This window comes from Anaeromusa acidaminophila DSM 3853 (genome assembly GCF_000374545.1).
GTDB classification, from domain to species: Bacteria; Bacillota; Negativicutes; order Anaeromusales; family Anaeromusaceae; genus Anaeromusa; species Anaeromusa acidaminophila.
This window is the reverse complement of record NZ_KB894583.1, coordinates 1-26,323: the sequence shown is the minus strand read 5'-3', so window position 1 is coordinate 26,323 and position 26,323 is coordinate 1. Positions and strand designations below refer to the sequence as shown.

General features: G+C 51.2%; 23 protein-coding genes. 5 read left to right on the top strand and 18 right to left on the bottom strand.

The genetic code is table 11. From position 1 onward, the window contains the following. Window positions 1–114: 114 nt before the first annotated feature. From C508_RS0101870 to dapF, 3 genes are all read right to left on the bottom strand, one after another. Window positions 115–1,281: an ABC transporter substrate-binding protein gene (locus C508_RS0101870; protein WP_018701834.1), complete on the bottom strand. Its 1,167-nt coding sequence runs from the start codon at window positions 1,279–1,281 to the stop codon at window positions 115–117. Window positions 1,282–1,461: 180 nt separating this feature from the next. Further along, window positions 1,462–2,697 carry a purple acid phosphatase family protein gene (locus tag C508_RS17580; RefSeq protein WP_018701832.1) on the bottom strand — a complete coding sequence of 412 codons (1,236 nt, stop codon included), beginning with the start codon at window positions 2,695–2,697 and terminating at the stop codon, window positions 1,462–1,464. 97 nt (window positions 2,698–2,794) lie between these two features. Beyond that, window positions 2,795–3,649, bottom strand: coding sequence for a diaminopimelate epimerase (gene dapF, locus C508_RS0101855; protein WP_018701831.1), 855 nt, complete (start codon window positions 3,647–3,649; stop codon window positions 2,795–2,797). A 115-nt stretch (window positions 3,650–3,764) separates the two neighbouring features. Between dapF and C508_RS0101850 the strand changes: the two genes are divergently transcribed. Then, a complete protein-coding gene (locus C508_RS0101850) occupies window positions 3,765–4,628 on the top strand; it encodes an AraC family transcriptional regulator (protein ID WP_018701830.1) in 864 nt (287 codons plus the stop codon). Here the strand turns inward: C508_RS0101850 and C508_RS0101845 are convergent. Both C508_RS0101845 and C508_RS0101840 read right to left on the bottom strand, forming a co-directional pair. After that, entirely contained in the window at window positions 4,617–6,044 is a 1,428-nt protein-coding gene (locus C508_RS0101845) for a C39 family peptidase (RefSeq protein WP_018701829.1), read from the bottom strand. The two genes, C508_RS0101850 and C508_RS0101845, sit on opposite strands and share 12 nt — an antisense overlap. A gap of 10 nt (window positions 6,045–6,054) precedes the next feature. Beyond that, complete coding sequence (locus tag C508_RS0101840) at window positions 6,055–6,423, bottom strand: arsenate reductase family protein (RefSeq protein WP_018701828.1); 369 nt, start codon at window positions 6,421–6,423, stop codon at window positions 6,055–6,057. A 205-nt stretch (window positions 6,424–6,628) separates the two neighbouring features. On the opposite strand from C508_RS0101840, the gene purB reads away from it, so the two are divergent. Beyond that, window positions 6,629–7,984: an adenylosuccinate lyase gene (gene purB / locus C508_RS0101835; RefSeq protein ID WP_018701827.1), complete on the top strand. Its 1,356-nt coding sequence runs from the start codon at window positions 6,629–6,631 to the stop codon at window positions 7,982–7,984. 148 nt (window positions 7,985–8,132) lie between these two features. Here the strand turns inward: purB and C508_RS0101830 are convergent, their stop codons facing one another. Then, window positions 8,133–8,927 (bottom strand): C39 family peptidase, encoded by a 795-nt coding sequence (locus C508_RS0101830; RefSeq protein WP_018701826.1) that lies wholly within the window; start codon window positions 8,925–8,927, stop codon window positions 8,133–8,135. A 176-nt stretch (window positions 8,928–9,103) separates the two neighbouring features. On the opposite strand from C508_RS0101830, the gene C508_RS0101825 reads away from it, so the two are divergent. Then, window positions 9,104–10,120: an alpha-hydroxy-acid oxidizing protein gene (locus C508_RS0101825; protein ID WP_018701825.1), complete on the top strand. Its 1,017-nt coding sequence runs from the start codon at window positions 9,104–9,106 to the stop codon at window positions 10,118–10,120. Window positions 10,121–10,216: 96 nt separating this feature from the next. Then, on the top strand, window positions 10,217–11,116 hold the full coding sequence (locus tag C508_RS0101820; RefSeq protein WP_018701824.1) for a TIGR01777 family oxidoreductase: 900 nt from the start codon (window positions 10,217–10,219) through the stop codon (window positions 11,114–11,116). A gap of 8 nt (window positions 11,117–11,124) precedes the next feature. Here the strand turns inward: C508_RS0101820 and C508_RS0101815 are convergent, their stop codons facing one another. The 12 genes from C508_RS0101815 to C508_RS0101755 all read right to left on the bottom strand — a co-directional run bounded on the left by C508_RS0101815 (window position 11,125) and on the right by C508_RS0101755 (window position 26,001). Then, entirely contained in the window at window positions 11,125–12,123 is a 999-nt protein-coding gene (locus C508_RS0101815; RefSeq protein WP_018701823.1) for a hypothetical protein, read from the bottom strand. A 382-nt stretch (window positions 12,124–12,505) separates the two neighbouring features. Then, complete coding sequence (locus C508_RS0101810; protein WP_018701822.1) at window positions 12,506–13,201, bottom strand: response regulator; 696 nt, start codon at window positions 13,199–13,201, stop codon at window positions 12,506–12,508. Beyond that, window positions 13,198–15,903 (bottom strand): ATP-binding protein, encoded by a 2,706-nt coding sequence (locus tag C508_RS0101805; protein WP_018701821.1) that lies wholly within the window; start codon window positions 15,901–15,903, stop codon window positions 13,198–13,200. Before C508_RS0101805 ends, C508_RS0101810 begins: the two co-directional genes overlap by 4 nt. A 24-nt stretch (window positions 15,904–15,927) precedes the next feature. After that, window positions 15,928–16,491 (bottom strand): potassium-transporting ATPase subunit KdpC, encoded by a 564-nt coding sequence (kdpC, locus tag C508_RS0101800; RefSeq protein WP_018701820.1) that lies wholly within the window; start codon window positions 16,489–16,491, stop codon window positions 15,928–15,930. 24 nt (window positions 16,492–16,515) lie between these two features. Further along, on the bottom strand, window positions 16,516–18,543 hold the full coding sequence (kdpB, locus tag C508_RS0101795; protein WP_018701819.1) for a potassium-transporting ATPase subunit KdpB: 2,028 nt from the start codon (window positions 18,541–18,543) through the stop codon (window positions 16,516–16,518). Window positions 18,544–18,573: 30 nt separating this feature from the next. Next, on the bottom strand, window positions 18,574–20,265 hold the full coding sequence (gene kdpA, locus C508_RS0101790; RefSeq protein ID WP_018701818.1) for a potassium-transporting ATPase subunit KdpA: 1,692 nt from the start codon (window positions 20,263–20,265) through the stop codon (window positions 18,574–18,576). 1 nt (window position 20,266) lies between these two features. Then, window positions 20,267–20,350 (bottom strand): K(+)-transporting ATPase subunit F, encoded by an 84-nt coding sequence (kdpF, locus tag C508_RS20900; protein ID WP_071595756.1) that lies wholly within the window; start codon window positions 20,348–20,350, stop codon window positions 20,267–20,269. 466 nt (window positions 20,351–20,816) lie between these two features. Then, window positions 20,817–21,524, bottom strand: coding sequence for a Bax inhibitor-1/YccA family protein (locus C508_RS0101780; RefSeq protein ID WP_018701817.1), 708 nt, complete (start codon window positions 21,522–21,524; stop codon window positions 20,817–20,819). A 543-nt stretch (window positions 21,525–22,067) separates the two neighbouring features. Continuing rightward, window positions 22,068–23,357, bottom strand: coding sequence for an ammonia-forming cytochrome c nitrite reductase subunit c552 (locus tag C508_RS0101770; protein WP_018701815.1), 1,290 nt, complete (start codon window positions 23,355–23,357; stop codon window positions 22,068–22,070). After that, window positions 23,350–23,829, bottom strand: a complete 480-nt coding sequence (locus C508_RS0101765) for a cytochrome c3 family protein (RefSeq protein ID WP_018701814.1) — start codon at window positions 23,827–23,829, stop codon at window positions 23,350–23,352. The genes C508_RS0101770 and C508_RS0101765 overlap by 8 nt, the downstream gene beginning before the upstream one ends. 44 nt (window positions 23,830–23,873) lie before the next feature. Further along, on the bottom strand, window positions 23,874–24,683 hold the full coding sequence (ccsB, locus tag C508_RS0101760) for a c-type cytochrome biogenesis protein CcsB (protein WP_018701813.1): 810 nt from the start codon (window positions 24,681–24,683) through the stop codon (window positions 23,874–23,876). Between the two features lie 40 nt (window positions 24,684–24,723). Then, on the bottom strand, window positions 24,724–26,001 hold the full coding sequence (locus C508_RS0101755) for a cytochrome c biogenesis ResB family protein (protein ID WP_018701812.1): 1,278 nt from the start codon (window positions 25,999–26,001) through the stop codon (window positions 24,724–24,726). 126 nt (window positions 26,002–26,127) lie between these two features. Between C508_RS0101755 and C508_RS17575 the strand changes: the two genes are divergently transcribed. Beyond that, the coding region (locus C508_RS17575) for a transposase (RefSeq protein ID WP_018701811.1) at window positions 26,128–26,323 on the top strand (196 nt) is incomplete at its 3' end.

Genomic DNA, 26,323 nt, shown 5'->3' with positions numbered 1-26,323 from the left:
TCCTTAGTATAATGCGTTTCCCTATTCCTGATAAAAATAGCCATGCCTACCCATAGGCAGACATGGCTATTTTTTAGATTTCCAAGGGAGTCGATAGTGAATTAATCAGTGACCCTAGGGCTTAATGGTTTCTTTATAGACTTGTTTTCCGTCTTTCATTTCCACGATGACCACGCCGCGCACGGCGTCATGGGTATCATTCAATGACATCGGACCGCTGACGCTGGCAAAGTCCTTGGTTTCCGCCAGAGCCTTCGTGATTTTCGCCGCGTCGGTGCTATTGGCCCTCTTGATGGCGTCAACCAGCAGTCGCGCCGCGTCATACCCCATAGCCGCCATGGAGTCCGGCACTTGCCCGTACTCTTTCTTGTACGCCTCCACAAAAGCGTTGGAAACCGGATTGCGATCTTCGATCGAGTAGAAGTTGGTAAAATAGGTGTTATTCAAGGCTTGAGGACCGCCTATTTCCGCCAGTTTCGGCGAATCCCAAGCATCGCTGCCGAGAATAGGCATATTCATGCCTAGCTCACGCGCTTGCTTGACAATTTTACCAACATCTTCATAATAGCCGGGAATGTACAAAACATCCGGATTTTGAGACTTCAACTTGGTCAACACCGGCTTGAAGTCTTGATCTTTTTGCAAATACGCTTCTTCGCCGACAATCTGTCCGCCATTTTTAGTAAAGGAGTCTTTAAAAATCTGAGTCAAGCCCTTGCTATAGTCGCTGGAGCTATCCGTCAAAATCGATACCTTTTGGGCTTTGAGACTATTCAACGCAAACTGCGCCCCCACCGCGCCCTGGAAAGAATCAATAAAGCACGCCCTGAACGTATAATTTTTCACCTTGCCTGTATTGCCGTCTACCGTCACCTTCGGGTTAACCGTAGCCGCCGCCACAAAAGGAATCTTGCTCCCTTCCGCTACAGAGGAACCGGCAATGCCGCAGGAACTGACTGTAAAGCCTGTCACCGCCACTACTTTGTCCTGCGTGATCACTTTGGTCATGGCATTCGTCGACTCCGACGGCTCTCCTTTGTTGTCGGCCGTTACAATCTGAATCTGCTTACCTAAGACGCCTCCAGCGGCATTGATTTCTTTAAAAGCCAGCTTAGCGCCGTTCGCCGCCGAAGTTCCGTAGGTCGCCGTATTCCCCGTCAATTCATAGACCATGCCGATCTTCAAATCGCCGCTAGCACTATTGCCGCAGCCTGCCGCCAGCCCCAACGCCAAAACAAGGCCGCTAAGCAGCATGTTTTTCCAAAACAGCTTCTTTCTCATAGTTCTCCCCCCGTTATCTCTCTAGTAACCAAATCGTCCTTCCAGAAAATACATAAGCAATCAATTGTCTGTATAATTATAAAGTAAGCAACAAAGAACCGGCAAGCTCTTTTTACTTTCAACGCGATCATAAAGAAAAATCTCTTTCCAGAGACCATCTGCCTAACCATTGCCATGGCCCTATCGTTTCGTCCACGAATCAAGAACCGTACCATCTGCGGCAAAATTGTGCACCACCAGCTCCTTATCGCTCACATCCACGGTCAAATAATTCGGCTGCTCTGTCGGATTATGAAAAGCGGCGTCCCATTCCTTTGGCTGCGCTCGGGCAAAGGTCTTCGTGCCGCTGCGGCCCACAGTAATGTAGACAACGCCGTCTCCCGACGCTTCGCTCCAGCGGCCCCCTTGCAGCGGATAGGAACGGGCATAGACATGATCATGTCCGGCAAAAGCGACATCCACGCCGTATCGATCCAAAATCGGCCCAAAGGCTGCTCGCAAATCCGCGTCCGAATCCAAAGACGGTCGATTATGGTACAACGGACGATGAATAAGCACTAGCTTCCAGCGTTTATTGGTCGCCGCCAAATCCCGTTCCAGCCAGGACTGCTGCCACGCCAGCATCTGCGGCAGCCATTCCTCTTCTTCCTGGCGCTGGCTGTCGAGAACTGAAAAGTGGGCGTCTCCGTAGTCAAAGGAATATACGCGTTTTTTCAATTCTTTCGGCCCGTTCCCTGGCGAAGAGAAAAACGCATCAAAGTACTCCGGCAAGACGATCTTTCCTTGAGGCGTGTAGGTTTCGTGATTTCCCATGACCGCCGCGACGGGAATGGAGTCGATAACTCCTTTGCCTGCTCCAAACCAGCCGTCCCATTGGCCGTAATCAAGGCCTACGTCTACTAGATCTCCGATATTCACCATAAAAGAAGCCTGCGGATTCCTGGCGTACGCTATATGCAGCACCTCCTGCCACAACTCATACGTGTAGCTTTGAGAATCCCCGAAAAGAAGAAAGCGAAAGGGCTTGTCCTGGGCTGACGCCGTCGTAAAGGTATGGCTCTCGCTCCAGAATACCCCGTCGCCAACCTGGTAACGATAGGGAGTGGACGCCTTAAGTCCAGTTAACTGCGCGGTATGAACCACGATCGTCCCGCGCTCCGTCTGCAGTTCCGTTTCTGTGCCGCTACTAGTTTGCACCGCCCCGCCGTCCGCCTCGGAGAATTCCACTTTACTGCCCTTGCCCAAAGGGCCTGTATGCCAAATAATGGTCTGCTCCGCCGCCGGATTGGCCGTTTGCGTCAGCATCACGTGAGTTGGCGTAACGGCCAACAGCGGCGCAAAATAGGTTCCCGCCCACAAAACTGCGGCAACCGATGCCGACAACAGCAAGTTCCGTTTGGATAATCCTATTTTCATGGGTCCCGCCAGACCTCCGTTCTTTTTCTTTACCTACATCATAAAGAAAAAGAAGGACGCTGACAATGCGCATCCTTCCTAAAACACAGCTTGTTGTCTAAGATTTTCCTTGCTTCAATAGTTCTTCTGCCAAGAAGCCCTTGCCCACAAAAGATACTGCGCCGCTTTGCAGCACATGACCGTCCTCGCGCAGTTGCACCGCCAACACACCGCCCGGCATATGCACGTCTACCTCCTCATCCACCAGCCCTAAGCGATAGGCGGCAGCTGCGGCGGCACAGCTGCTGCTGCCCGAAGCTAGCGTATAGCCGGCGCCCCGCTCCCAAATTTCAATTTGGATATTTTTTCGGTCTAACACTTTCAAAAACTGCACATTAATCCGCTGCGGAAACCGTTCATGTTTTTCAATGACCGGACCTAAGCGGCAGGCTTCTTCGGCTGATACTTCCTCGCGTAAAATGACGCAATGCGGATTGCCCACAGAAAGACAGGTCATCAGCAAGTTTTCTCCCTGCACCGCCCAAGGCGCGCCGACCAGTTCTTGTTCCGATCCCTTCACCGGAACTTGGCTGCTAAGAAAGCTCACCGCGCCCATGTCCACCCGGCTGCTGCTGCCATCCTTCGCCAACAGCTCCACTTCTACCTGGCCGCCCAAGGTGTTTAGCGAAAAGTTCCGGCCTGTAACATAACCGGCGTCTACTAAGTAACGCGAAAAAATCCGCACCCCGTTGCCGCTTTTTTCGGCTTCGCTGCCGTCAGGATTGAAAATGCGCAAACGCATCTGGCCATTTTCCAGAAATGGCCCCCATAAAATCCCGTCTGAACCGATGCCAAAGTGTCGATGGCAAAGCAAGCGAATCGTCTCGGGTGAAAGCTCCCATGAAAAACTATTGGGATCTAACACCAAGTAATCATTTCCCAAACCATGGTATTTGAAAAAATGGAATTTCATCTCTGCATTCCTCCTGCCTGTATTTTGCAAGCTCATTATAAACAACTCCGCTTGCCTAAACATTGCAGAAGCTGAAAAAAAGGTTGCAAAACCTGCGGTGGCGAATTACCTTGGTATGAAAAACAACGCAACACCGCAACACAATCGCAGAGGGTATTTGACCAAAGAGTTTTCTTTTTTTCATTTGCAAGATACGGGAAAATTGCGTATCGCTTCTCACTATCACGATTTCAACAAGATCGTCATTTTCCTTTCCGGCAAGGTCACGTACTATGTGGAAGGTACCGCGTATCCGCTGCAGCCCTGGGATCTGCTGCTTATTGAAAGAGATACCATTCACAAACCGTTGATCGATGCCGCTTCCCCTTATAACCGTATCATTCTGTGGCTCAAGCCTTCTTTTCTGGAAGCAAGCAGCAGCCCCGGCACTGACCTGCAAGCCTGTTTTACGCAAACAGCAAGCGGCCTGCACTTGCTGCGCCCAGAAGCTCCTCAGCAGCTTCGTCTGCAGGAATTATGCGCCCAACTGGAAGAAGCAGGAGCAAGCGACGCCTTTGGCTCCGATATCCTGCAACGCACGTTGTTCCTGCAAATTTTAGTGTATCTAAATCGCCTTTCTTTGAGGCAAACGGGGCCGATCGGTATTGAACGGCGCAGCGACGACACCATCAACGGGATTTTGCAGTACATGCAAGAACATATTGCTGAAGACCTGTCCGTGGAAAAACTAGCTTCTCTCTGCTTTCTTGCGCCCAGTTACTTCTCGCGCAAATTCAAAGAGCATACCGGCTTTACGCCGCACCAATATGTTCTGCAGCGGCGTTTAATCGCTGCCGGCCAATTACTCCGCGCGGGGCATTCCGTCCTCCAAGCCTGCCTGGAAAGCGGCTTTCAAGATTATGCTAATTTTACGCGCGCCTTTAAAAAAGCGCATGGCGTCTCTCCTAAAAAATATTACTCCCTGCAGCTAGAACGTTAAGCAAAACGTTTGTTGCTGTTTCGTAATAAGCAGCCATTGGCTGTCTTTTTCGGGTCTCAGCAGCAACGCGCCCAGGGATTCCGGCTCTAAAAAGCCGATTGTTTCCTGATTTTTGCGTTTCACAATACTGCCGATATTTTGCAGTTCCAAAACAATACGTTCGCCTTTTTCTCCTTGGAGCAAAAAAGTTTGAGCCGTTTTCTGCAGGAGTTTTACCGAGATACGCCGTGGCTGCCGCAAGGCGGCCTCTTTTTCTTTGGCAATTACGTATACGTAATGCGTCCAAGCTTTTTCAAATTCCTCCGCCGCGTACTGCCGCTGAACCGAGCCGCTGTCCCCCGCCGGATCGTTCACAAGGACCCACTCCTTACCGCCTTGCTGCACCAAGCCTCTCACTACCACCAAATGCCCGTCTGTCGCCTCCACCGGCGCACCATGCAGCACAGGCAAGTCATCGGGAACATCCTCACTGTTCTTGTACATAACGCTGGCGATCACCGGCCCTGTTTGCTGCAGCGTTTCTCTGAGTTCCACCAACGAATTTTCATACGCCACATACGCTTTGAGCCCAAAAGCGGCGGCGGCTGCGCAATTAAAAGACCAGTTTCCAAAGGGAAAGCGGTCTTGACTATGGTCTGTCACGCGCCAAGCCAGTTCTTCCGGCAACACGTCCACGCCATGATAGTTGAGCGTCATAGCCATTGATACGGGACTGCAAATCTGCCCCGCAATCCTTGGATCGCTTCGACGCTGTGCATACGCCGGGACTTCCAGCACCACGTCTTTTTTCTCCGTGAGTTCCTTAGAAGTTTTTTGCTCGGCGTTTACCGTCGCCGCCAACAAAGTAACGCGGGGCGTCACGTGGGCTTGTTCACTACTTAAGAAGATACGATACCGCAAGGCGTCGGCCGTTTTTCCTTTAACCACTTTGAGAGTGTCAATATCCATGACAGCTAAGCCGTCTTTTACCGTCTCTTGCTGCGAACCGACAGCGCTCCAGGAGTTCCACTTTCCCCAGGAAAACCAGGCAGACCACTTGCCCTCTACGCGAACCTGCGCTTGCACCTCTACTGACGTTCCCTGCGGGGTAGCCGCATTCCATGACATCACCAGTTCCGTAAACGAGGCACTCTTAAAAATAGGCGAGCAGTATACGCCCAAGTTCCTCCTAGGCCCGGCTAATACAAGTTCTCCCTGCGCCATTCGTTGCGTTCCCTCAAAAGAACCAGCCATAAAATTATCTAAAAACGCTCCGGCCATGCTCTGTTCTTGTCTCAATTCTGGCGGTCTCTCCTGCGCCCAGACGGTTTCAACGCTCCCAAACAAGCTCAACGCCCACACGAAAATAAAGCTTGCGCCTTGAATAATGGCCCGCCAAGAATCCAGGAATCCCTTCTTGCCGCTTGCCGTTTTCATGCATTTCCCCTTATTCACGGGCGTCTGCTTGGGCTTGCTCCCATTCCGCCTGCTTAAATCCCACCAATACTCTGCCCGCCTCAATGAGCAGCGGCCGCTTGACCAGCATGCCGTCCGTAGCCAACAAGGCCAGCATTTCTTGTTCCGACATGGCTGGCAGCTTTTCCTTCAATTGCAGCGACTTATATAAAAGACCGCTTGTATTGAAAAAGCGCTTCAAAGGCAAGCCGCTTTGCTTCCACCATGCTTCCAGTTCGACCGCTGTAGGATGCTGTTCCTTAATATGCCGCTGTTCGTAGGCAAGCCCTTGATCATCGAGCCATTTTTTCGCTTTTTGACAGGTTGTACACTTGGGATAGCAAATAAATTGCCGTTTCATACTTCAAGCCCTCCTTCAAGAATCCATCAACCAACTTATAAGCACTTTTCTCTCCTTTTACAGCAAATCCTGCCGCTGGAAATTTCCCCAAGCCACTTCGTAGATGGCAATTGTTCCCTCAGCCGTTTAGTAGTACAATAGATTATATATGCGCAGCAGATGGTTATTTGCTGTCCATGAAAATTTGAAATGACGAGGTATAAACATGAGCATTAAATCATTGACGCCGCTGGAAGGGCGGTACGGCGCCATCACCGAGCCTTTTGGCGATTATTTTTCCGAATGGGCTTTGATTAAATACCGGGTGCACGTAGAGGTAGAATGGCTGATTGCCATGGCCGCCAACCCGGCTTTTGCTGAAATTCGCCCCTTCACGGCTGAAGAGGTTTCTTTCTTGCGCAATATTGTCGCCAACTTTGACGACGAAAAAGCGCTCCGCATCAAGGAAATCGAGCGCACTACCAACCATGACGTAAAAGCGGTCGAGTACTTCCTGCGCGAAACCATGGGCGCCATGTCCCTAGGAGATTTGCTTGAATTCATTCACTTCTCCTGCACCTCGGAAGATATCAACAATCTTTCCTATGCGCTGATGCTTAAGGAAGGTCTCAACGACGTCTGGCTGCCGGCTGCCGAAACGCTGGTAAAAATGGTTTCTACCATGGCAGAGGAAGAAAAAAACATCCCCATGCTGGCCCATACCCATGGTCAGTCCGCTTCGCCTACCACCATCGGCAAAGAACTGGCCGTCTTCGTCTACCGCTGGAATCGCCAATTAAAGCAAATTCGCGCGTTAGAGTACTTAGGAAAATTCAACGGCGCCGTAGGCAACTTCAACGCCCACAGCATCGCTTACCCGGAAGTAGATTGGGAGCAAGTATCCCGCTCTTTCGTGGAATCTTTAGGTCTTACTTACAATCCGCTGACCACGCAGATCGAATCCCATGATTACGTGGCCGAAGCCTTCCATGCGCTGGCCCGATTCAACAATATCCTGCTGGATTTTGACCGCGATATGTGGCTGTATATTTCAATGGGCTATTTCAAACAGAAAGCCATTGCCGGCGAAGTGGGCTCCTCCACCATGCCGCACAAGGTCAACCCCATTGATTTCGAAAACTCCGAAGCCAACCTAGGCCTGAGCAACGCGGTGTTGGATCATTTGGCCAACAAGCTGCCTATTTCCCGTCTGCAGCGCGATTTGAGCGATTCTTCGGCGCAGCGCAACATGGGTACCGGCCTGGCTCATTCCCATATTGCCATTACCTACACTATGAAGGGCTTGAAGAAAACCGTCGTCAACCAGGAAGCCCTGGCTGGCGATTTGAATCACGCCTGGGAAGTGCTGGCGGAAGCCGTGCAAACAGTGATGCGTAAATTCGGCCATGCCAACTCCTACGACAAGCTTAAAGCCATTACTCGCGGCAAGGGCATCAGCGAAACCGACATCAAAGCTTTCATCGAAAGCGTCGACCTGCCGGCCGCTGACAAACAGCGCCTGTTGGCCCTGTCCCCAGCGCAATACGTGGGCATTGCTTCCTCACTGCTCAAGCATATTTAGGTACGAGATTAAACAACGTCTCTCGAATTTATTATCCAACCATAAAATCTAAAAAAGCTCCGCTTTTTGCGTCAAGCAAAAGCGGAGCTTTTTTAGATTTTATAGTCCTCCAGCGTACCCTCAGGTCACTCTGGTTCTCTTGTTCGTTTCATTTTGCCAATGGCTTAGCCACAAGCCATTGCTGGTTTTGCTGTCCTTTCGGCAGCATATGCGCGTCAAACCACATATAGTAAAATTTCACTGCAGAATGGACGGCATAGCCGTCCTGCTGCTGATCCGCCGTATCGTACGAATCAGCCATGATCAAGACGTCATCAGCCACGGTCTCCGTCCCCATAGTGTCATAGCCAATAATAACCCGCCAATGTCCGCCCCATTCAATATTTTCCACCATAATGGGCGTATTAGCCTGCAGATTCTTCAGCACAAAATCGCGAAATTCGTAGTAGTTCGCAAAAGTCGCGCCGTCTTTGCCGGATGCCTGCAAGCTGGAATTTACATCCCAATGGATCGCTTTAAAAAACTTCACCATGCCCTTTGTATCGGTGCCTACTTCCGCTTTGGTTCCCATGATTTTAGCAATCTGCAATTCGTCCCAAGCGTGATTTCCAAAATGCGCCAGCACGGTCAAGGCTGCTGCGGGCCCGCAAGTAATTTCAGTTGTTTGCTGATACGTCTTATAGTGCGATAAAATCGTCAGATGGCTGTTCGACTGCAAAGTATAATAATCTTGCGTTGAAAAATACGGCGATTTTTCCACATTGCCTACGCCGTTAAAGGACGAGGCGCCCTCTTTGTCAATAACATAGCCCGGCGGATACGGGATCGTACGTTCTGCCGCCGCAAAGCTTACAGGATTAGCCAGGAAAAAAACTCCTAAAAAAGCCAGCGCCGCTGACGCAGCAACTGCTTTTTTCCCTGATTTAAAAAGGTTTGCTTGCATACATCTTCTCCTTACGTAATTTGCAGTTTCTTTTATGTAAAAATTATACATCAGAAACTAATTTTATCAATTATCCAAAACCTCTTTAACCAAGACGTTTCGGCGCAGTATAATAAAAATAGTATTGATTCAATTCAGCGAGGAACCTACATAGAGAAAAAGAGGGAGGAACTACTATGACTTACAAGGAACTTCTGGAGAGCGCCCGCACCTGTATCGGCGCTTATTGCAAAGCCTGTACCGTTTGCAACGGCATAGTCTGCAAAAACACCATCCCCGGCCCCGGCGCTAAGGGCGTCGGCGATACGGCCATCCGTAACTATCAAAAATGGCAGGACATCCGGGTCAACATGGATACCCTTTGCGAAAACAAACCGGTTAACACCACTTTGGAATTATTCGGGCAAACCTTTAAGTATCCTTTTTTTGCCGCTCCCGTCGGTGCGGTCAATATGCACTACAGTGATAAATACACCGATACCACCTACAATGATATTCTCGTTTCCGCCTGCAAGGAAAACGGCATTGCCGCCTTTACCGGAGACGGCGTTGATCCCAAGGTTATGGAAGGCGCCACCGCGGCAATCGCCAAAGCGGGCGGCTGCGGCGTACCTACTATTAAGCCTTGGAATTTAGATACCATTCAGGAAAAATTAGCGCTCGTAAAAAAAGCTGGCGCTTTCGCTGTTGCCATGGACATTGACGCTGCCGGCCTGCCTTTTCTAAAAAACATGACGCCTCCTGCCGGGAGCAAATCCATCGAAGAACTCCGTCGCATTTCGGAATTGGCGGGCATCCCCTTCATCGTCAAAGGAGTTATGACCATTAAAAGCGCCCTAAAGGCGAAAGACGCCGGGGCTGCAGCCATTGTTGTTTCCAATCACGGCGGTCGGGTGCTGGATCAATGCCCCTCCACCGCTGAAGTCTTGCCGGAAATCGCAGCCGCTATCGGCAGCGATCTGAAAATCCTCGTAGACGGCGGCATCCGCTCCGGTACGGATATTTTTAAAGCGTTGGCCTTGGGCGCTGACGGCGTACTGATCTGCCGCCCCTTTGTTACCGCCGTGTATGGCGCTGAAGCCGAGGGCGTCAAGCTCTATATTGATAAGCTGGGAGAAGAACTGAAGGACACCATGGCCATGTGCGGCGCTTTCAGTTTAAAAGAAATTACCAAAGATATGGTGCGAAAATAGAAGTAAAAAAGCAAGGCTGTGCAGAATACTCTTTCTGCACAGCCTTTTTCAGTTGATCGTCAAGCGCATTTCTCGCATGGACAAGGAGGAGCGACTATGAAACAAATTCTAGTCACAGGAAGCAGCGGTTTCATCGGCCAAGAGCTGTTCCGCTTCTTAAACAAAAACCAGTTTAAACTCACACCCTTATCCCACCAAGATATTTTCGCTTATCAAAATAGAAACGAAGTATTTCCCGCTAAAGAGCTGTCTGACATCTCCGGCATCATCAATTTAGCAGGAGTCAGTATTAGCCAGCGCTGGAACGAAAAAACCAAAGCCCGCATTCTTGAAAGCCGTCTCAACACTACGCGTTTTCTGGTAGACTCCTTACAGTGCGCCAAAGAACTCCAGCTCCCTATTCCTTCTGTTTTCATAAACGCCTCAGGGATTGGCTATTACGGCATATCGCCGGCAGGAGTTCAAACCGAAGCAAGCCCTCCTGGGACTGACTTTTTAGCCTCCGTCTGCCAGCAATGGGAACAAGCAGCTCTTCATGCTGAGCGCTTGGGAATACGAACCGTTATTGGCCGCTTTGGCGTCGTCCTCGGAACTAGCGGCGGCGCTTTGCCCCGCATGGCGCTTCCCTTTCATTGGGGCGTTGGCGGAACCATCGGCGACGGCACGCAGCACCTTTCCTGGATTCACCTGCAAGATTTGCTGCAGATGCTGCAGTTAGCGCTTACCACTCCTTCTCTGCAAGGAGCTTATAACTTCACCAGTCCGAACCCCATACCGATGCGCCAATTTGCCGCCTCTTTGGGAAAGCAGCTGAAAAAGCCAGCTTGGACCCGCATTCCCGCTTCGGCATCCAAACTCCTTTTAGGCGAAATGGCGGAAGCCGTCTTACTGGCGGATCAACAGGTATTGCCGCAACGCTTGCTGGAATCAGGGTTTCAATTTCAGTTCCCCGACCTTGCAAGCGCCTTGGCGGACTTGTACCCTGCAGAAGAATAAAGCTTGCCCTACGCCTTGCGCACCTTCTCCCAATCCGCCTGGCAGTACTGACGCAAGGAGCGGGCCGTCTGGGTGTAAAGTTTAGCTCCTGCAAAATTCGGCGCCCCGCCTAATACAACTTGCATCAAAAGGCCGTCGCTGCCGAACCAACGCGGCAGAACGCCTCCAAAAAAGAAGCCCTGCTTGCGCATTTCTTCCACCGCCGCACCCAGATGGGGCAGCGCCATATCAATGGCGACCTGCAAGCTGACGACCTTTCTGCGCGCCGCTTCCTGCAAAAGAGCCTCCACTTCTTCACGCCACTTGGCGCCGGTTTCCCACACCGCAAGTTTCCAGGTGCCGGCAAACTCGTAATATTTTTCTTCTTTTCGCAAGTTTCCTTGCTGCGGTAACGCTGCTGCCGAGATAAGGATCTCTCTATGGGCCAAGGGCTCCAGCAAGGTTTGTACCATAGTTTCATAGACTGGAGGAATATACGTAGGCAAAGAAGGCTTTGTATATTCGATAAAGTTAAAAACGCAGGAGATCCGTTCCGTATCAGCACAGTGCTCTTTAAAACTAGAACCAGCGAGTTGATCTATTTCGAGTGCATAGTCCGCCATCCCCGCTTTCGCGCTGCCTACTTGCGTCATGTAATGGTGGCACACGGCTTCACTGTACAAGCCATCGCTGCCTGCAATATTCATCAGTTCCGCATTTTGGCAGCAATTGGCTAACAGTAACGATAGGCGGCTTTGCTTATACACAGGATTCACTACCATATTGCCAACTTCCCAAAGCTGAAAATTAGGCGCATTTTTGAACATAGACACATAGCCTGCGGGCTGCCCTGCCGCATCAAAGGCCAACACCGCAGTCAGACGTTCCGCTGCTATTTCTGCGGCTACGGCTTCTGGTTGATACACATATTGAATGGGAAAATCATTTCCATAAACCGAACGAAATACCGTTCCTACATGCTTGGCATTGACGGCATCAACCGAAACCAGTTGAAAGTCCTGTTCCACTGCCTAGCCCCCCCTCGACATTGCTTTTTAACATACATTCTTTTCGCCGCCCTTAAAACCCTGCTCGTCTAGAACGTTCCCAAGCACGCTGCTCTTTAAATAAAAAAAAACGCCCCCTGCATCTCAGGGAGCCTGTCGCTATCAGCCTTTTCCAATATAATTGTTAAACGCCAAGCAACAAAACGCGCGGCAATGGCTCAAGAAGTCGTAAGGCCAAAGGCCTCGCTTTTCGAGCATCCGCACAGAGGGGAGACACATCCGCGCCAAAAGGCCACAGATGCCCCAAGCCCGTCACGACTTGTTAAATTTATTGTATCATTGTCAACACCATCAATACAGTTTGATTATTTTATAGTATCCATCAAAAAAACTGTTGTATTCTTTAATTTCTAGGTTCCGTAAACCGGTACCCCACGCCGGACTCTGTAATAATGTACTGTGGCCGCAAGGGGTTCTCTTCTATTTTCCGGCGTAATTGCGCAATATAGACCCGCACATAATGCGTGTCTTGGGAATAGGCGTCGCCCCACACTTGCTTCAATAATTGTTTATGGGTCATTACTTTTCCCGTATTCTGCATCAGCACTTTTAACAACGTATATTCCGTCGGCGTCAGATGCAGCTCCTCCCCTTGAAGCGTCACTGTATGAGAAGCTACATCCACGCAAAGAGCGCCGCACAGCAAGGCCGGTCCATTATCCTCTCGGCCAGACCGCCGCAGCGACACCCGCATTCTTGCTAATAACTCGCCCATACCGAAAGGCTTCGTCAAATAATCGTCGGCTCCGGCATCGAGCACTTCAATTTTCTCTCTTTCCTGGTCGCGAGCTGACAAGATAACGATGGGAACTTGGGTCCACTCGCGCAAACGCCGCACGATTTCTTTGCCGTCTAAATCCGGCAAGCCTAAATCCAAAAGAATTAGATCCGGTTGCTGCATGGCCGCCTGCGTCAAACCTTCTTTGCCGTTTGCCGCCTCTGTTACCGTATAGTCATACGACTCTAAGGCAACCCGCAACATTCGTCGCATCGGCAGCTCGTCGTCAATAATCAGCACTCGAAGTTGCCCTTCTGTCATGAAGAAACAGCCTCCTCTGCTTTTTTCACAGGCAAATACACTCTAAAAATCGCTCCCCCAGCTTCGCGATTAGCCGCTTCAATGCGCCCATGATGCGCCTCCACGATCCCCTTGCAAATGGATAGTCCCAAACCGGTTCCGCCCGGCTTCGACGCATGCGTCCTCGGCGCACGATAAAACTTCTCGAAAACTAATTCTAATTCCTCCTGCGCCATCCCCGTCCCGCGATCCAGCACTTCTAATTTAACCTCATCCGCCGCCTTGGACACGCGTATTTCAACCGGCGCATCAGCCGGAGAATACTTGCACGCATTATCCAGCAAATTTACTATGACCTGTTCTAAAAGAACGCAGTCTCCCCAAATCATCGGCAATTCCGGTTCCATTTTAACTATAATTTCTCGCGAATAAACCGAGCCCTCCAAGCGGCGCAGCACCACCCCCAGCACATCTTCTAAATCACACCAATCTGCTTTTAACTGCATCATGCCGCTTTCCAGGCGGGCTGTATCCAGCAGATTGGAAACAACCCGCTCCATGCGCATCGCTCCTTCACTGATGGATTGCAACATTTCCTGAAGCTGTGCCGCATCGCAACGCTCTCGACAAAGAAGCAATGTCTGCGTAGCTCCCAAAATCGAAGCTAGAGGCGTCCGCAATTCATGCGACACGGAATTGAATAGCGCCGTTCGCAAGCGATCCGACTCACTCCAAAGAGCGGCCTTGCGCGCTTCTTCCGCCAAAGAAGCTCTCTCCAGCGTAAGCGCTGCTAAAGCGGCCCAAGCATCAATAAGCCGACGCTCTTCTTGCGCAACCTTGCTTTCCTGTAAGCGTACGCTGAAAACTCCCATCACCCGTTCCTGGCTGCGCAGAGGCACATGCAAATAATCGGCGCTAGGCAAAATTTCCGTCGCTCTCCCAGCTGCTTGACCGTGCTCAAAGCACCAGTTGGCCACTGCCATTTCCGCAGGTTCCGGCGGGTTCAAATTCAGACCTTGCCGACTCCACTCTCCGCTATGGCGCGCCCACAACTCCAAGCGGTTTTTTACCGGTAAAAACACCAAGGTCTCCCGCCCCAATGTCTCCGCCGCCTGTAAGGAAAGTCGCTCCGCCACGATGCTTCGTTCAACAGTACCAGCCATCTCACTGCTAAATTCATATAGAAAGCGCGTACTTTTTTCCCGCTGCCGAGACACTTTCAAATCCAGACGCATTTGCTCCGTTCTCCGTCCAATAACGACAGCCAAACCCCAAAAAGCAAGAAAACTCCACAAATGCTTGATATCGGAAACAGCAAAGGTAAAAATAGGCTCTACAAAAAGATAGTCAAAAACCAACACACTGGCAACAGCACTGCTATACGCTTCCCAGCGTCCCCACCAAAAGGCGCTTAGCAACGTAGGCAATTGGTAAATAAGTACAATACTGGCTGCATCCACTTGTTCGCGAAGCAGCCAGAGCGCCAGCGTCACCAAGGCCACCAACGCCAGCCCTTTGCCGTGATTCTTCCATGCAAAAGGAGTCAAAGGATATTTTATCGCAATAACAGGGACTTTGACCTTCTCGTCCTCCGCCTGAATAACATGAACGCTAATCCCCGCGCTTCCCCTCAAAATCTCATCAACAATAGAGCTTTGCCAACGTTGCCACCAGGCTGTTTTGCGGGTCTTCCCAATAACAATCGCCGTTACATTATGATTTTTAGCCAACGATAAGATTTCTTCAGCTGGCTCCGAACTCAAAACAGTTATGATTTTAGCGCCTAATTCTTCGGCTAACTTCAAATTCCGACTGACCCGGGCGCTCTCTTCATCGCCGAGAGACGCTCGCTGCGAAGAGCTTTCTACATATACCGCCAGCCATTCCGCCTGCAGACCGTCCGCCAGCCGTTTTGCCGCGCGGACTAGCTCCGCGGAAAAAGGACTGGCGCTGACGCAAACCATAACCCTCTCCGCTGCAGGCCACGGGCCGGGAATGCCATGGGCCCGCATATAGGCACTGAGCTCCTGATCCACTCGGCGAGCCGTATAGCGCAGCGCCAGCTCACGCAGAGCATTTAAATTCCCTGGGCGAAAAAACTTGCGCACCGCCTGCTGCGCCTGCTCTGCTACATATACTTTGCCTTCATGCAACCGCTTGAGCAGTTTCTCCGGCGGCAGGTCAATCAGCTCCACTACCGCCGCCTGTTCGAGAATGGAATCCGGCACGGTTTCGCGCACAACAACGCCCGTAATTTTAGCCACTACATCATTCAGGCTTTCAATATGCTGGATGTTGAGTGTCGTATAGACGTCAATGCCGGCAGCCAACAGTTCTTCCACATCTTGAAAACGCCGTACGTAACGGCTTCCGGGAATGTTCGTGTGCGCCAGTTCATCCACCAAGATAATATCCGGGTGCAGCGCCAAAATAGCGTCCACATCCATTTCCAGCCATTCCCGTTCCCGATAGACTATTTTTTTCGGCTCTGTTTTAGGAATGCCGGCCGCCAATTTCTCCGTTTCCTTCCGGCCATGCGTCTCGATCCAGCCCACAATGACATTTTGGCCTTCCAACAATCGTTCATGAGCTGTTTCCAGCATGGCATAGGTTTTTCCGACCCCTGCCGACGCACCTAAGAACACCGTCAGTTCGCCCTTTTTCTCCCGAGCGATCTGTTCCAGCCAGTCTTCCGGTTTTTTTCTTTCGCGCTCTTGCTTCATGTCTTCAGCCTCATGATTCTATTTTTAATTCCGGTCTAATCTTTGGTTTAATTTTAACACATTTACCCGGCGTTCACCCAGAAATCCGCCATGCCGCTCTTCCAATGTTTCATACACCAGCGTTTCTACCTGTTTTAGCGACAGTCCCCTTGCTTGGGTAACACGCTGCGCTTGAAGCATAGCCGCTTCCGGCGAAATATGCGGGTCCAAGCCGCTGGCGGATGCGGTAACCAAATCCGCAGGGACGGGCTGCTGCGGCGTCAATCTTTCCGTCTGCCGGACCTGCATCGCCCGCTGACCTACTGCTTCATGCAGCTTAGCTGCTGACGGGCCTGCATTCGAACCGCCGGAAAGCAAGCCATCATACTCTCCCGCCGACGGTCGTCCATGAAAGTAGCGTTCGCTCTGAAAGGACTGTCCGATGAGCAGTGAACCGCGTACTTGTCCCCCTTCCACAAGGAGGCTTCCCTGCGCCTGTTCCGGAAAGATGGCCTGCGCCAGGCCCGTCAAAACCAACGGGTACACACACCCCGTTAAAATAGTCAATATGCACAGCAGCCTTGCACTTATTTTCAAAATGCCTATCATGCTCTTCCCCTCCTTCCTTCTGCATTACGCCACGCCCAGCAACGACAAGATGCAGTCAATCAGTTTGATGCCAATGAAAGGAACCACCAAGCCGCCGCCGCCGTATAAAAGCAGGTTGCGTCGCAGTACCGCCGCCGCTCCTTCCGGACGGTAGGCAACGCCCCTCAACGCCAACGGAATTAAGGCAATGATAATCAAGGCATTGAAAATAACGGCGCTTAGTACCGCACTTTGGGGCGTAGCCAGCCCCATAATGTTCAAATCCCCCAAAATTGGGTACGTTCCCATAAACAACGCCGGAATGATGGCAAAATACTTGGCCACATCGTTGGCAATGCTAAAGGTAGTCAGCGAGCCTCTTGTCATCAGCAGCTGTTTGCCAATTTCCACCACTTCAATGAGTTTGGTCGGATTGCTGTCCATGTCCACCATATTGCCTGCTTCCTTCGCCGCTTGGGTACCACTGTTCATGGCCACTCCTACATCGGCTTGGGCCAAGGCAGGAGCGTCATTTGTCCCATCTCCGGTCATAGCCACAAGCATCCCCTTTTGCTGATACGAACGAATCAAGGCCAATTTATCTTCCGGCGTGGCTTCCGCCAGAAAATCATCCACCCCGGCTTCCGCCGCAATGGCAGCCGCCGTAAGTTGATTGTCACCGGTAATCATGACGGTCTTAATGCCCATGCGCCGTAATTCCTGAAAGCGTTCGCGAATGCCGCCTTTGACCACATCTTTCAGATACACTACGCCCAGCACCTTTTTGTCGTCCGCTACGACCAGCGGCGTACCGCCCTTGTTAGCAATCGCGTCCGCCGTTTTCACTACTTCTTCCGGCCACTTCCCGCCGCAGACCCGAACATGGTCCGCCATCGCCTGCACGGCGCCTTTACGAATCTCCCGCCCCTGAACATTTACCCCGCTCATCCGCGTTTGCGCGGTAAAGGGAACAAATTCCGCACTGAGACCCGTCAGGTCTCGTTCTCGCAAATTGAAACGTTCTTTAGCCAGCACCACAATACTCCGCCCTTCGGGCGTCTCATCCGCCAACGAGGCCAACTGCGCGGCATCTGCCAATTCTTCTTCCTTAACGCCCGGCGCAGGCAAAAATTGTGTCGCCATCCGATTACCCAAGGTAATGGTACCGGTCTTATCCAAGAGCAGCACATTGACATCCCCGGCCGCCTCAATGGCTCGGCCGGACATCGCCAGCACATTGCGCTGCAGCAGACGATCCATGCCGGCAATGCCGATGGCGGACAACAGCCCGCCAATAGTGGTCGGAATCAAACAGACTAAAAGGGCTACCAGCGTCGTCAACGAAAGGCTGGTCTTAGCATAAAGAGCAAACGGCTGAAGTGTGACCACTACTGCCAAAAAGATAATTGTCAAACCAATGAGTAAAATGGTCAAGGCAATCTCGTTCGGCGTCTTGCCTCGTTTAGCTCCTTCTACCAAAGAAATCATGCGATCCAAAAAGGTTTCCCCCGGATTAACGCTGACCTTTACCTTCAGCCAATCCGACAAAATCCGCGTTCCTCCCGTCACCGAAGAACGGTCGCCGCCGGATTCGCGGATGACCGGCGCTGACTCTCCTGTAATGGCGCTCTCATCCACCGTCGCCATACCTTCTAAAATCTCCCCGTCACTAGGAATGGTATCGCCTGCTTCCACATAAATGACGTCCCCTTTGCGAAGCGAGACAGCATCCACCGCTTTCCAGGCTCCATTCTCCCAGCGTTTTGCCAGCGTCTGCCCCCGCGTGCCCCGCAACGCATTAGCCTGCGCTTTACCACGCCCTTCAGCAACCGCTTCCGCAAAATTGGCAAAAAACACAGTAAACCAAAGCCACACGATAATTTGCAGCTCATATACTACGTCCCTGCCGCCTTCATATAGACTTGCAGCCAATAAAACTGTCGTCAAAGCGCAGCCTACCCATACTAAAAACATCACCGGATTGCGAAGCTGCACCTTGGGGTTCATTTTATAAAAAGCCTGCCATACGGCAGCAGTGAGCAGCTGCCGGTCAAAGCCTTGTGCTTTTTTCACGACTTATTCCTCCTTTTGCACCGCGTTCGTCTACCACAGCAGCATTTGTTCCACAACCGGGCCCAGCACCAAGGCCGGTAAAAACGTCAAGGCCCCGACAATAAGGATGACCCCCATAAGCAAGAACGAAAACAGCGGCTGATCCGTAGCAAAGGTGCCTGCCGAAACGGGCGCCGCTTTTTTGCGAACCAAGCTGCCTGCAACTGCCAAAATCGGTAAAATCACGCCAAAGCGTCCCAGCAGCATAGAAACCGCCAAAATCATATTGTAAAAAAGACTGTCCGCACTCAAGCCGGCAAAAGCGCTGCCGTTATTCCCCGCCGCCGAAGCAAAGGCGTAAAGAATCTCGCTGAAGCCATGAGGTCCTTCGTTTAATACGCCCGCCACCCCAGCTTGGCTCAACACGGCCGTCATCGTGCCAAAAAGAACCGTCAGCGCCGGGACCAGCACCGCCAGAACCACCATTTTCATTTCATAGGCTTCAATTTTCTTACCCAAATACTCCGGCGTACGTCCCACCATAAGCCCCACAATAAAGACGGTCAGCAGCACAAAACATAGCATGCCGTAAAACCCGGCGCCCACGCCGCCAATAACCACTTCGCCAATCAGCATTTGCAGCATCGCCGCCATCCCGCCCAAGGGAGTCAGGCTGTCATGCATGGCATTGACGGCGCCGCAAGAAGCGGCGGTCGTAATCGTAGCAAAGAGCGAAGACCCTCCTAGACCGAAGCGCACTTCCTTGCCTTCCATAGCCGTCGGACCCGACAGCCCCCAGGGAGCCAAGCTCGGATTTCCCGCCTGTTCGCTGGCGTACATGACACCAAAGAACAGCACAAACAAGGTTAGCATCGCACCCAAAATAGCATAGCCCTGCCGGACATTGCCGCACCAAAAGCCGTAGCTAAACACCAACGACGTCGGCAGCAAGAAGATAGCCAGCATTTCGAGAAAATTAGTAATGGCTGTAGGATTTTCAAAAGGATGCGCCGAGTTGGCGTTGAAAAAACCGCCGCCATTGGTTCCAATAAGCTTAATAGCTTCTTGGGAAGCTACCGGTCCCATTGGCAAAATTTGCTCCGCTCCTTCCAGCGTTACCGCCTGCACATAGGCGGATACATTTTGAATAACCCCTTGCTGCATCAACGCCAGCGCCAAAAGCAACGAAAGAGGCAGTAAAACCCATAGTACGCTGCGCGTCATATCTACCCAGAAATTCCCAATGCCTTTTTCTTCCTGACGCTGCAGGCCGCGAATCAAGGCCACCGCCACTGCAAGGCCCGTCGCAGCGGAAAGAAAATTCTGCACCGTTAGCGCCAGCATCTGCGTCAAATAAGACATTGTGCTTTCGCCGCTATAGGCTTGCCAATTCGTATTGGTCATAAAGCTGACCGCCGTATTAAAGGCCAAAGGCCACGACTCTACGCCTGGCAAGCCTTGGGGATTTAAAGGCAGCCCGCCTTGCAGCAGCTGCAAAGCAAAAACAACGGCGCAGCCCAACAGGTTAAACGCCACTAACGATCCGGCATAACGCTGCCAGGTCATATCCTCTTGCGGCTGAATTCCGCTGACGTGATAGATGATTTTTTCAATAGGAAGCAAGGCTCGATCCAGCAGTGTAGCTTCCTGTTGAAAAACGCGAACTAGATAATGTCCTATCGGCCAAGCAAGCATCAACAAAACCACTAAAAACAAGCCTACTAAAATCAGATCGTATCCCATCTTAAAAATCCTCCGGCTTCCATAAGGCATAAAATAAATAGACAAACAAAGCCGCGCTTACTGCCGCGCCCAGCCACCATTCCATATAAACGCCCCCTTGTCTTTTCTTACTTTGATTGTACTCCTGATACCCTTCAAAATGGTGTCAAAAAAGCAGGGCTGCGTATAAAAAAAATGTAAAAATTGGCAGAGGACGAACACAGATGAGTGACGGGTTTTGAACAAGAGTAGAAGGAGTAAAGGGAGGGTACGTTCGAGGCCGCCGTTTATACGGAAGCTCTTAGCCCTCAAACTCTCCTTTCGCGTATTTCGTGTATTTCGCGGTTCGTTAGCAACGTCTCCCGATTTTATTATCCAACCGCGAAAATCGCGAAAAGCACGAAATTTGATTTGTCGTTCTCACAAACCCTTTCCAATCCTGCTGTCTCAGCCTCTCAAAACTTATAAGCTTTGGTATAGACCAAAAAACGAAGAAGCCTCTCACCAAAGTGAAAGACTTCTTCGCTTTAAATCTATGTCTGATTAATTTTTTAGGGAATCACCGCTGCAGCTTATTCGTCTTTCAACTTCCGCAGCAAATTCAAGACCTCAATATATAGCCAAACCAGCGTTACCAAAAGGCCAAAGGCGCAAAACCATTCGTACTCTTTCGGCATGCCTTGACGCACGCTCTGCTGGATCTGCTCGTAATCAACAAACAGGTTCATTGTAGCAATGCCAATCACAACCAGGCTAAACAAGATGCCGACGATGCCGCCCTGATGAATCATGGGAATGCGGATGCCGAAAAAGCTCAATACGAACTCAATAAAATACGTAATGGCGATACCCATAGTAGCCATCATCGTCGCACGCATAAAGCCTTCATTTACCTTCACATAGCCTTTAGCGTAAATCAACGCCGAACTCACAGCAATCCCCAGGGTAATCATCACCGCCTGCAGGACAATACCGTGATAGAACCGGGCAAACATGGCGGATATGGACGCTAAGAACATCCCCTCCAGAATAGCATAGAGCGGCGAGAGAAAGCCGGCCCATTGCGGCCGGAAGCTGATTGCGAAAGCGGTAATCAAGCCCATAATCGCCGTCACCGTCGCCGTGACGGGCGACGCGTAACCCATAACCCAGGTCACCCCCGCCGAAGCGAGAGCAATGCCGACCAGGGAGAGGCTTTTTACGGCTACCCCTGCATAGGTGGCCGTTTCGCCACTGTAACTGTGAAGTTCTTTAACCTTTGAAATGACAGGATTTGCCATTTTATTCATCTCCTTTATGTCAATGTGAACTTTATTATACCACATCTGGCAACAATACAGGGAACGAAGCATAGAGAAAAAACGGGGATTGAACAAGAGTCACGGGAGAACCGGAGGGCATGACTGAGGGATACGCAAAAACGAGTTTTAACAGGAGTAGTGGGAGACTCGACGGGGATATTCGGTTTACACAGAGCAACAGAGAAAAGGCCAGAGGAAGCAGAGAGAAAACAGGAAAAACAAGAATTGAACAGGAGAACCGGCGACGGCGCTGGATGCGTCTGACGGCACGTGAAGTGCCTAATGCCGGCAATGCCACGGATGGCATAATTGCCGGTCTCCGCTGAAAATGCCATGGATGGCATGGCAACCGACGTCCACACGAGGGCCTGATTGAGAGTTACAGAATATATTTTTGAACAAGAGCAGCGTGAGTAGAGTGAGGAACCGAAAAGTCAAAAGCAGGCCCCGCAAAAATGCAGGGCCTGCCCAAGCAACATTTGAGATTACAACACCAATCTTTCTCCCTGTTGAACGGAGCTTCTAGAACCCGCCGCGGCCTGCCGCCTGGTTGGCCTTTTCGATGGCCTTATAGGACAAGTCAAGAGCCTGACCTAAGTTGCGCTGCGCCTGCACCGGGCTGTGGAAGCCCATGCTGTTGGCAGCAGCTACATAATCCCAATACCACTGCGCCTGCCGCACCAGTTCTCTCGCCGCAGCCAAATCAGCTTCGTTCGCTCCCGGCTGCGCCGCCGCTTTTGCGATGGTCTCATGGGCTCGCGCAATATTTTGGCCGGCGCTGTGCTGCATAGCAAACACCGAATCTTGAATGCCCTTAACCTGGTTCAACGCCCATGCTTCATCCTGCTTATGGCAGGTAAGGCAAGAAGATTGAATGGCCTGCAGCGGGCTTGTCATATGATGGGACGTATATTTTTGCCCGTTATTGCGCATATACGGCATATGGCAATCCGCGCAAGAGACGCCGGACTGACCATGTACACCTGTCGACCATTCTTCATAGTCCGGATGCTGGGCCTTCAGCATTGGAGCCTGTGAGGTTCCATGGATCCAGTCCTTTTCAAAACCATTCGGTTTCGTGCTGTAATACGAATACATAGCCTCCGCCGTCAGGCCGTTATCCCACGGGAAAACCACACGATTGCTTCCGGGTTCAAAATAATATTCCGAATGGCACTGCGCGCAAACATAGGTGCGCATATCCTGCCGGCTAGCTTTAGAGATGTCAACGCCTTTGCGCTGCATCGCTTCAACAAAAGCAGGCTGCGTCACTTTCAGAGCCATGGTTTCATTATCATGACAGTTCGCACAGCTTACAGGATGCTTGGATTCATCAATTAGTTTTAGCAAGGGTGTCTTGGTAAATCCCCATCCTTGCTCCGCATATAGTTTCTCTACATACGGCGTTTTGCAGGCAATACAAGAACCCACCGTCGCTGGAGTCACCCGAGCTGATTCTTTTTGATCCTGCAAAGCATAGGGATGTCCGCGATCCTCCCGATAGTCTTTGCTGAAGGGCATCCCCGCGAAATTCGCCTTAAGTTCCGGCTGCATATCCCACTTTTGCACATTAATGCTGCCGCCGTATCCCGTAGGAGACGCTTTCATTTCTTTGTTTTTTTCATAGCTGGCATACTGCAAAGGATAGGCTTTGCCCCAAACGGCAGGATCGTATTCGCCTTTAGGAATTTTCGCCGCAGCCACCGTAGCGGAAGCCGGCGGCATAACCCAAACCCGCATCACCACGACTAAGCCGAAAACAAGCATCAGAAGTCCCAGAAAACCAATGAGTATCTTCTGCCCCCTATTCAAGACCTACGCCTCCTTTCTTCTCTGCCAAGCGGCGTTCATTGTGCACCAGATCCCGGTGACAGGAAATGCAGTCGCCCCCTGCAGTCAAGTGCGTATTAGCTGTTGAACCGCTGTGACAGCGCAGACAGTTGTCATTTACGACCTGTTTGGCACTGCCACTGACCAGGATGGGTTCCGGATAATCCCGCAGCGTTTCATGATAGGTATGCCGCAGGCCATTACTTGCTTTCGCCGTCATTTTCACAACGATGTTTTGCTGCGGCAAATGGCAGTCCCCACAACTAATTCCCCGGTGCGTCGATTCATTGAAGGTCGCATACACCTCCTGCATGGAATGGCAGCTGCCGCAAAACTGCGGCTTGTCGGCATAAGCCATAGACCCGGCTGAAACAGCCAGCACCACAACTGCTAAAACGGCTCCCAACGTCATATACAGCAAGACAAATTTCTTTTTTAGCGGGCTCTCGTCCATCTCAAAACCTCCTTTCACACTACGAAAAAGCCTGCTTACAACCTTTAATTTAATGCATAGCTATGAAGACCGGACAACAACAGATTGACACCGATAAAGGTAAAAACCACTGCTAGAAAGCCGCCCAAGGCCCAATTTACAGCCTTCCTCCCCCGCCAGCCCCGGCTAAGCCGTCCATGCAAATATACCGCGTAAATAATCCAGGTCACCAGCGACCACGTCTCTTTAGGGTCCCAGCGCCAATACGTTCCCCAGGCATATTCCGCCCAGACGGCGCCGGTAATGATAAGCAGTGTCAAAAAGGGCATCGCCGCAACAATGGCCTGATGTGTCATGTTCTCCAACCGCTCCAAAGAAGGCAGCGTCGTAACGCCTTGGAGCCCTTGACGCCAGTAAAACATCAGCCCCAGCGCAAAAGATACAGCTAAAAAGCCGTAGGCCACTACCGCCGTCAACACATGCGCCATGAGCCAATTGCTTTTCAGCGCCGGCATCAACGGGCGTGCTTCTTGATAATACAGCGCAAAAAAACCGCTGAACAAAAAGGCCACCGGCATAATGAACGCTCCAAAAGACTGTTCTTTCTGCCGCCACTCAATGAATAAGTGAAGCAACCCCAAGCACAAAACAAAGAGCATGCCAAACTCATACATATTGGCAAACGGCGCTCTTCCTGCCCCAGCGGTTCTAGCTACAGCGGCCGCTGCATTCAAACTTACCGCCAGCACCGCTAGAATCGTAGCCGCCTTTCCCCAAACAGGCGCTTTCCAAACTAAACGCAGCAAATAACACGACGCCGCCAAAAAATAAAGAAAAAATGCTCCTGCAAACAATACGCCTTCATAGGCTGCCATCGGACCACCTCCTGCTTTGCTTACCAGGAAGCTAGGCTTTCTACACCGCTTCCTTCGCTGTTTCTTTCCCTTCACGAATGCGCCGACAAAAGACTTCCTCTTCAGCTTTCCCTAAGCCGCCTACCGCTAAATTTCCTTTAGCATCTACCTGGCAGGAAAAATACTTTGTTTTTCCGTACAGGCCCGCAAAAAAGCCAAATACCAACAAAATGAAGCCCGTAAAAACAATTGGAATTCCCGGATCCAGCTTAATCTGAAAGCCTGAAAACGGAGCCGCCCCGGTAAAGACCACACTGCCGCCTCCCGGCAGCTTTACTTCCTGCCCCGTTGCCGCAGCGCCCCAATCGCTCTGTCGTCCATTTTCATAGACTACATACAGGAAATGAGGGTTTCTCGCTTCTGTCGAACGGCTGACCATCGGCCGCAGCGGATCAAAATCCGGTATATACCGCATAACCTGCACCGCAACCTGCCTAGTTGGCTCCACCACCCAGACTTGGCGCTCCGCCAGACGCTGCTTCATGCCCGTTCCCAGTTGGGCGTCAATCATCTGGCCGTAAAAGGATTGATACAAACGCAAGCCGTCCAAATCGAGCGGCTGGTTTACCTTCACAAGCTGCCTGGCTAATTCCCGCCCGTCCTTGCGAACAATTACATCACTAATCCAATCCGATACTTGTCCATTTTCATAATACTCCGTACGAAAATCCGCCAATTCTATTTCCAGCCCCGTCGCTGCACCCCAGGTCTCATCAAGCAGTCGGCGTTCTCCTACCGGTACGGAGAGTTCCCCTTGCATGCCTGCCAAGCTGCCATAAAGTCCCCCTGCGGTAATCAACAGTACCGATAGATGCGCTAAGAACGTTCCCCAAGCCGCCCAGCGACGGCGATACGCCAGCCAAACAAGCCGCCCCTCTATTTCTTGCTTTTTCCACGCAAAGCCATCTGCTTGCAATACGCGTTCCACGTTATAAACCGCTTGCTCTCGCGAAGGCAGCACTACCTGCGGCGAAGTCTCCTTCAGGGAAGGCCACGGTTCTTGCAAACTTGTGCGCCGCCACAACGCAGGAAACTGCCGAACCATGCAGGCCAGCACGTTTAAACTCAGCAATCCCAATAAACCGCGAAACCACCAGGCGTGGTAAAGATCGCCCAAACCGACGGTTTGATATAACATCTGCACCAAGGGCGACGAGGAAGCTACGGCTCGTTCCTGGGGAATGAGCGTTCCCACAACGGCAAGAGCTGCTATCAGCAGCAGCAGGGCAATTCCCGTATTCATCGAAGTGAATCTTTGCCAAAATGTTTTTTGCTTCATTGCCTCACCTCGAATTCTTTTAGTCGTTTTGATAGCGTAGAATTAAGTTCGCAAAAGTGAAAAAGGAAAAGCCATCGAAAACTCCGAAAAGGTAAGTGCTAGCAAACCCAAAGGAGTGTGTAATCGATGGCTTACCAAAATTCTACCGTACCTTTCGAAAAAATGCTAATGAAATTTGTGTTGGACGAAGAACCCATGTTATCTATGCTCAAATGGCTCTGTGAACGGCTTATGGAAGCCGAAGTAGAAGGAAAGCTTGGCGCTGAAAAATCCGAGCGTAGTGAAGGACGCCAAGGATATCGCTCCGGATACCGGGTTCGCC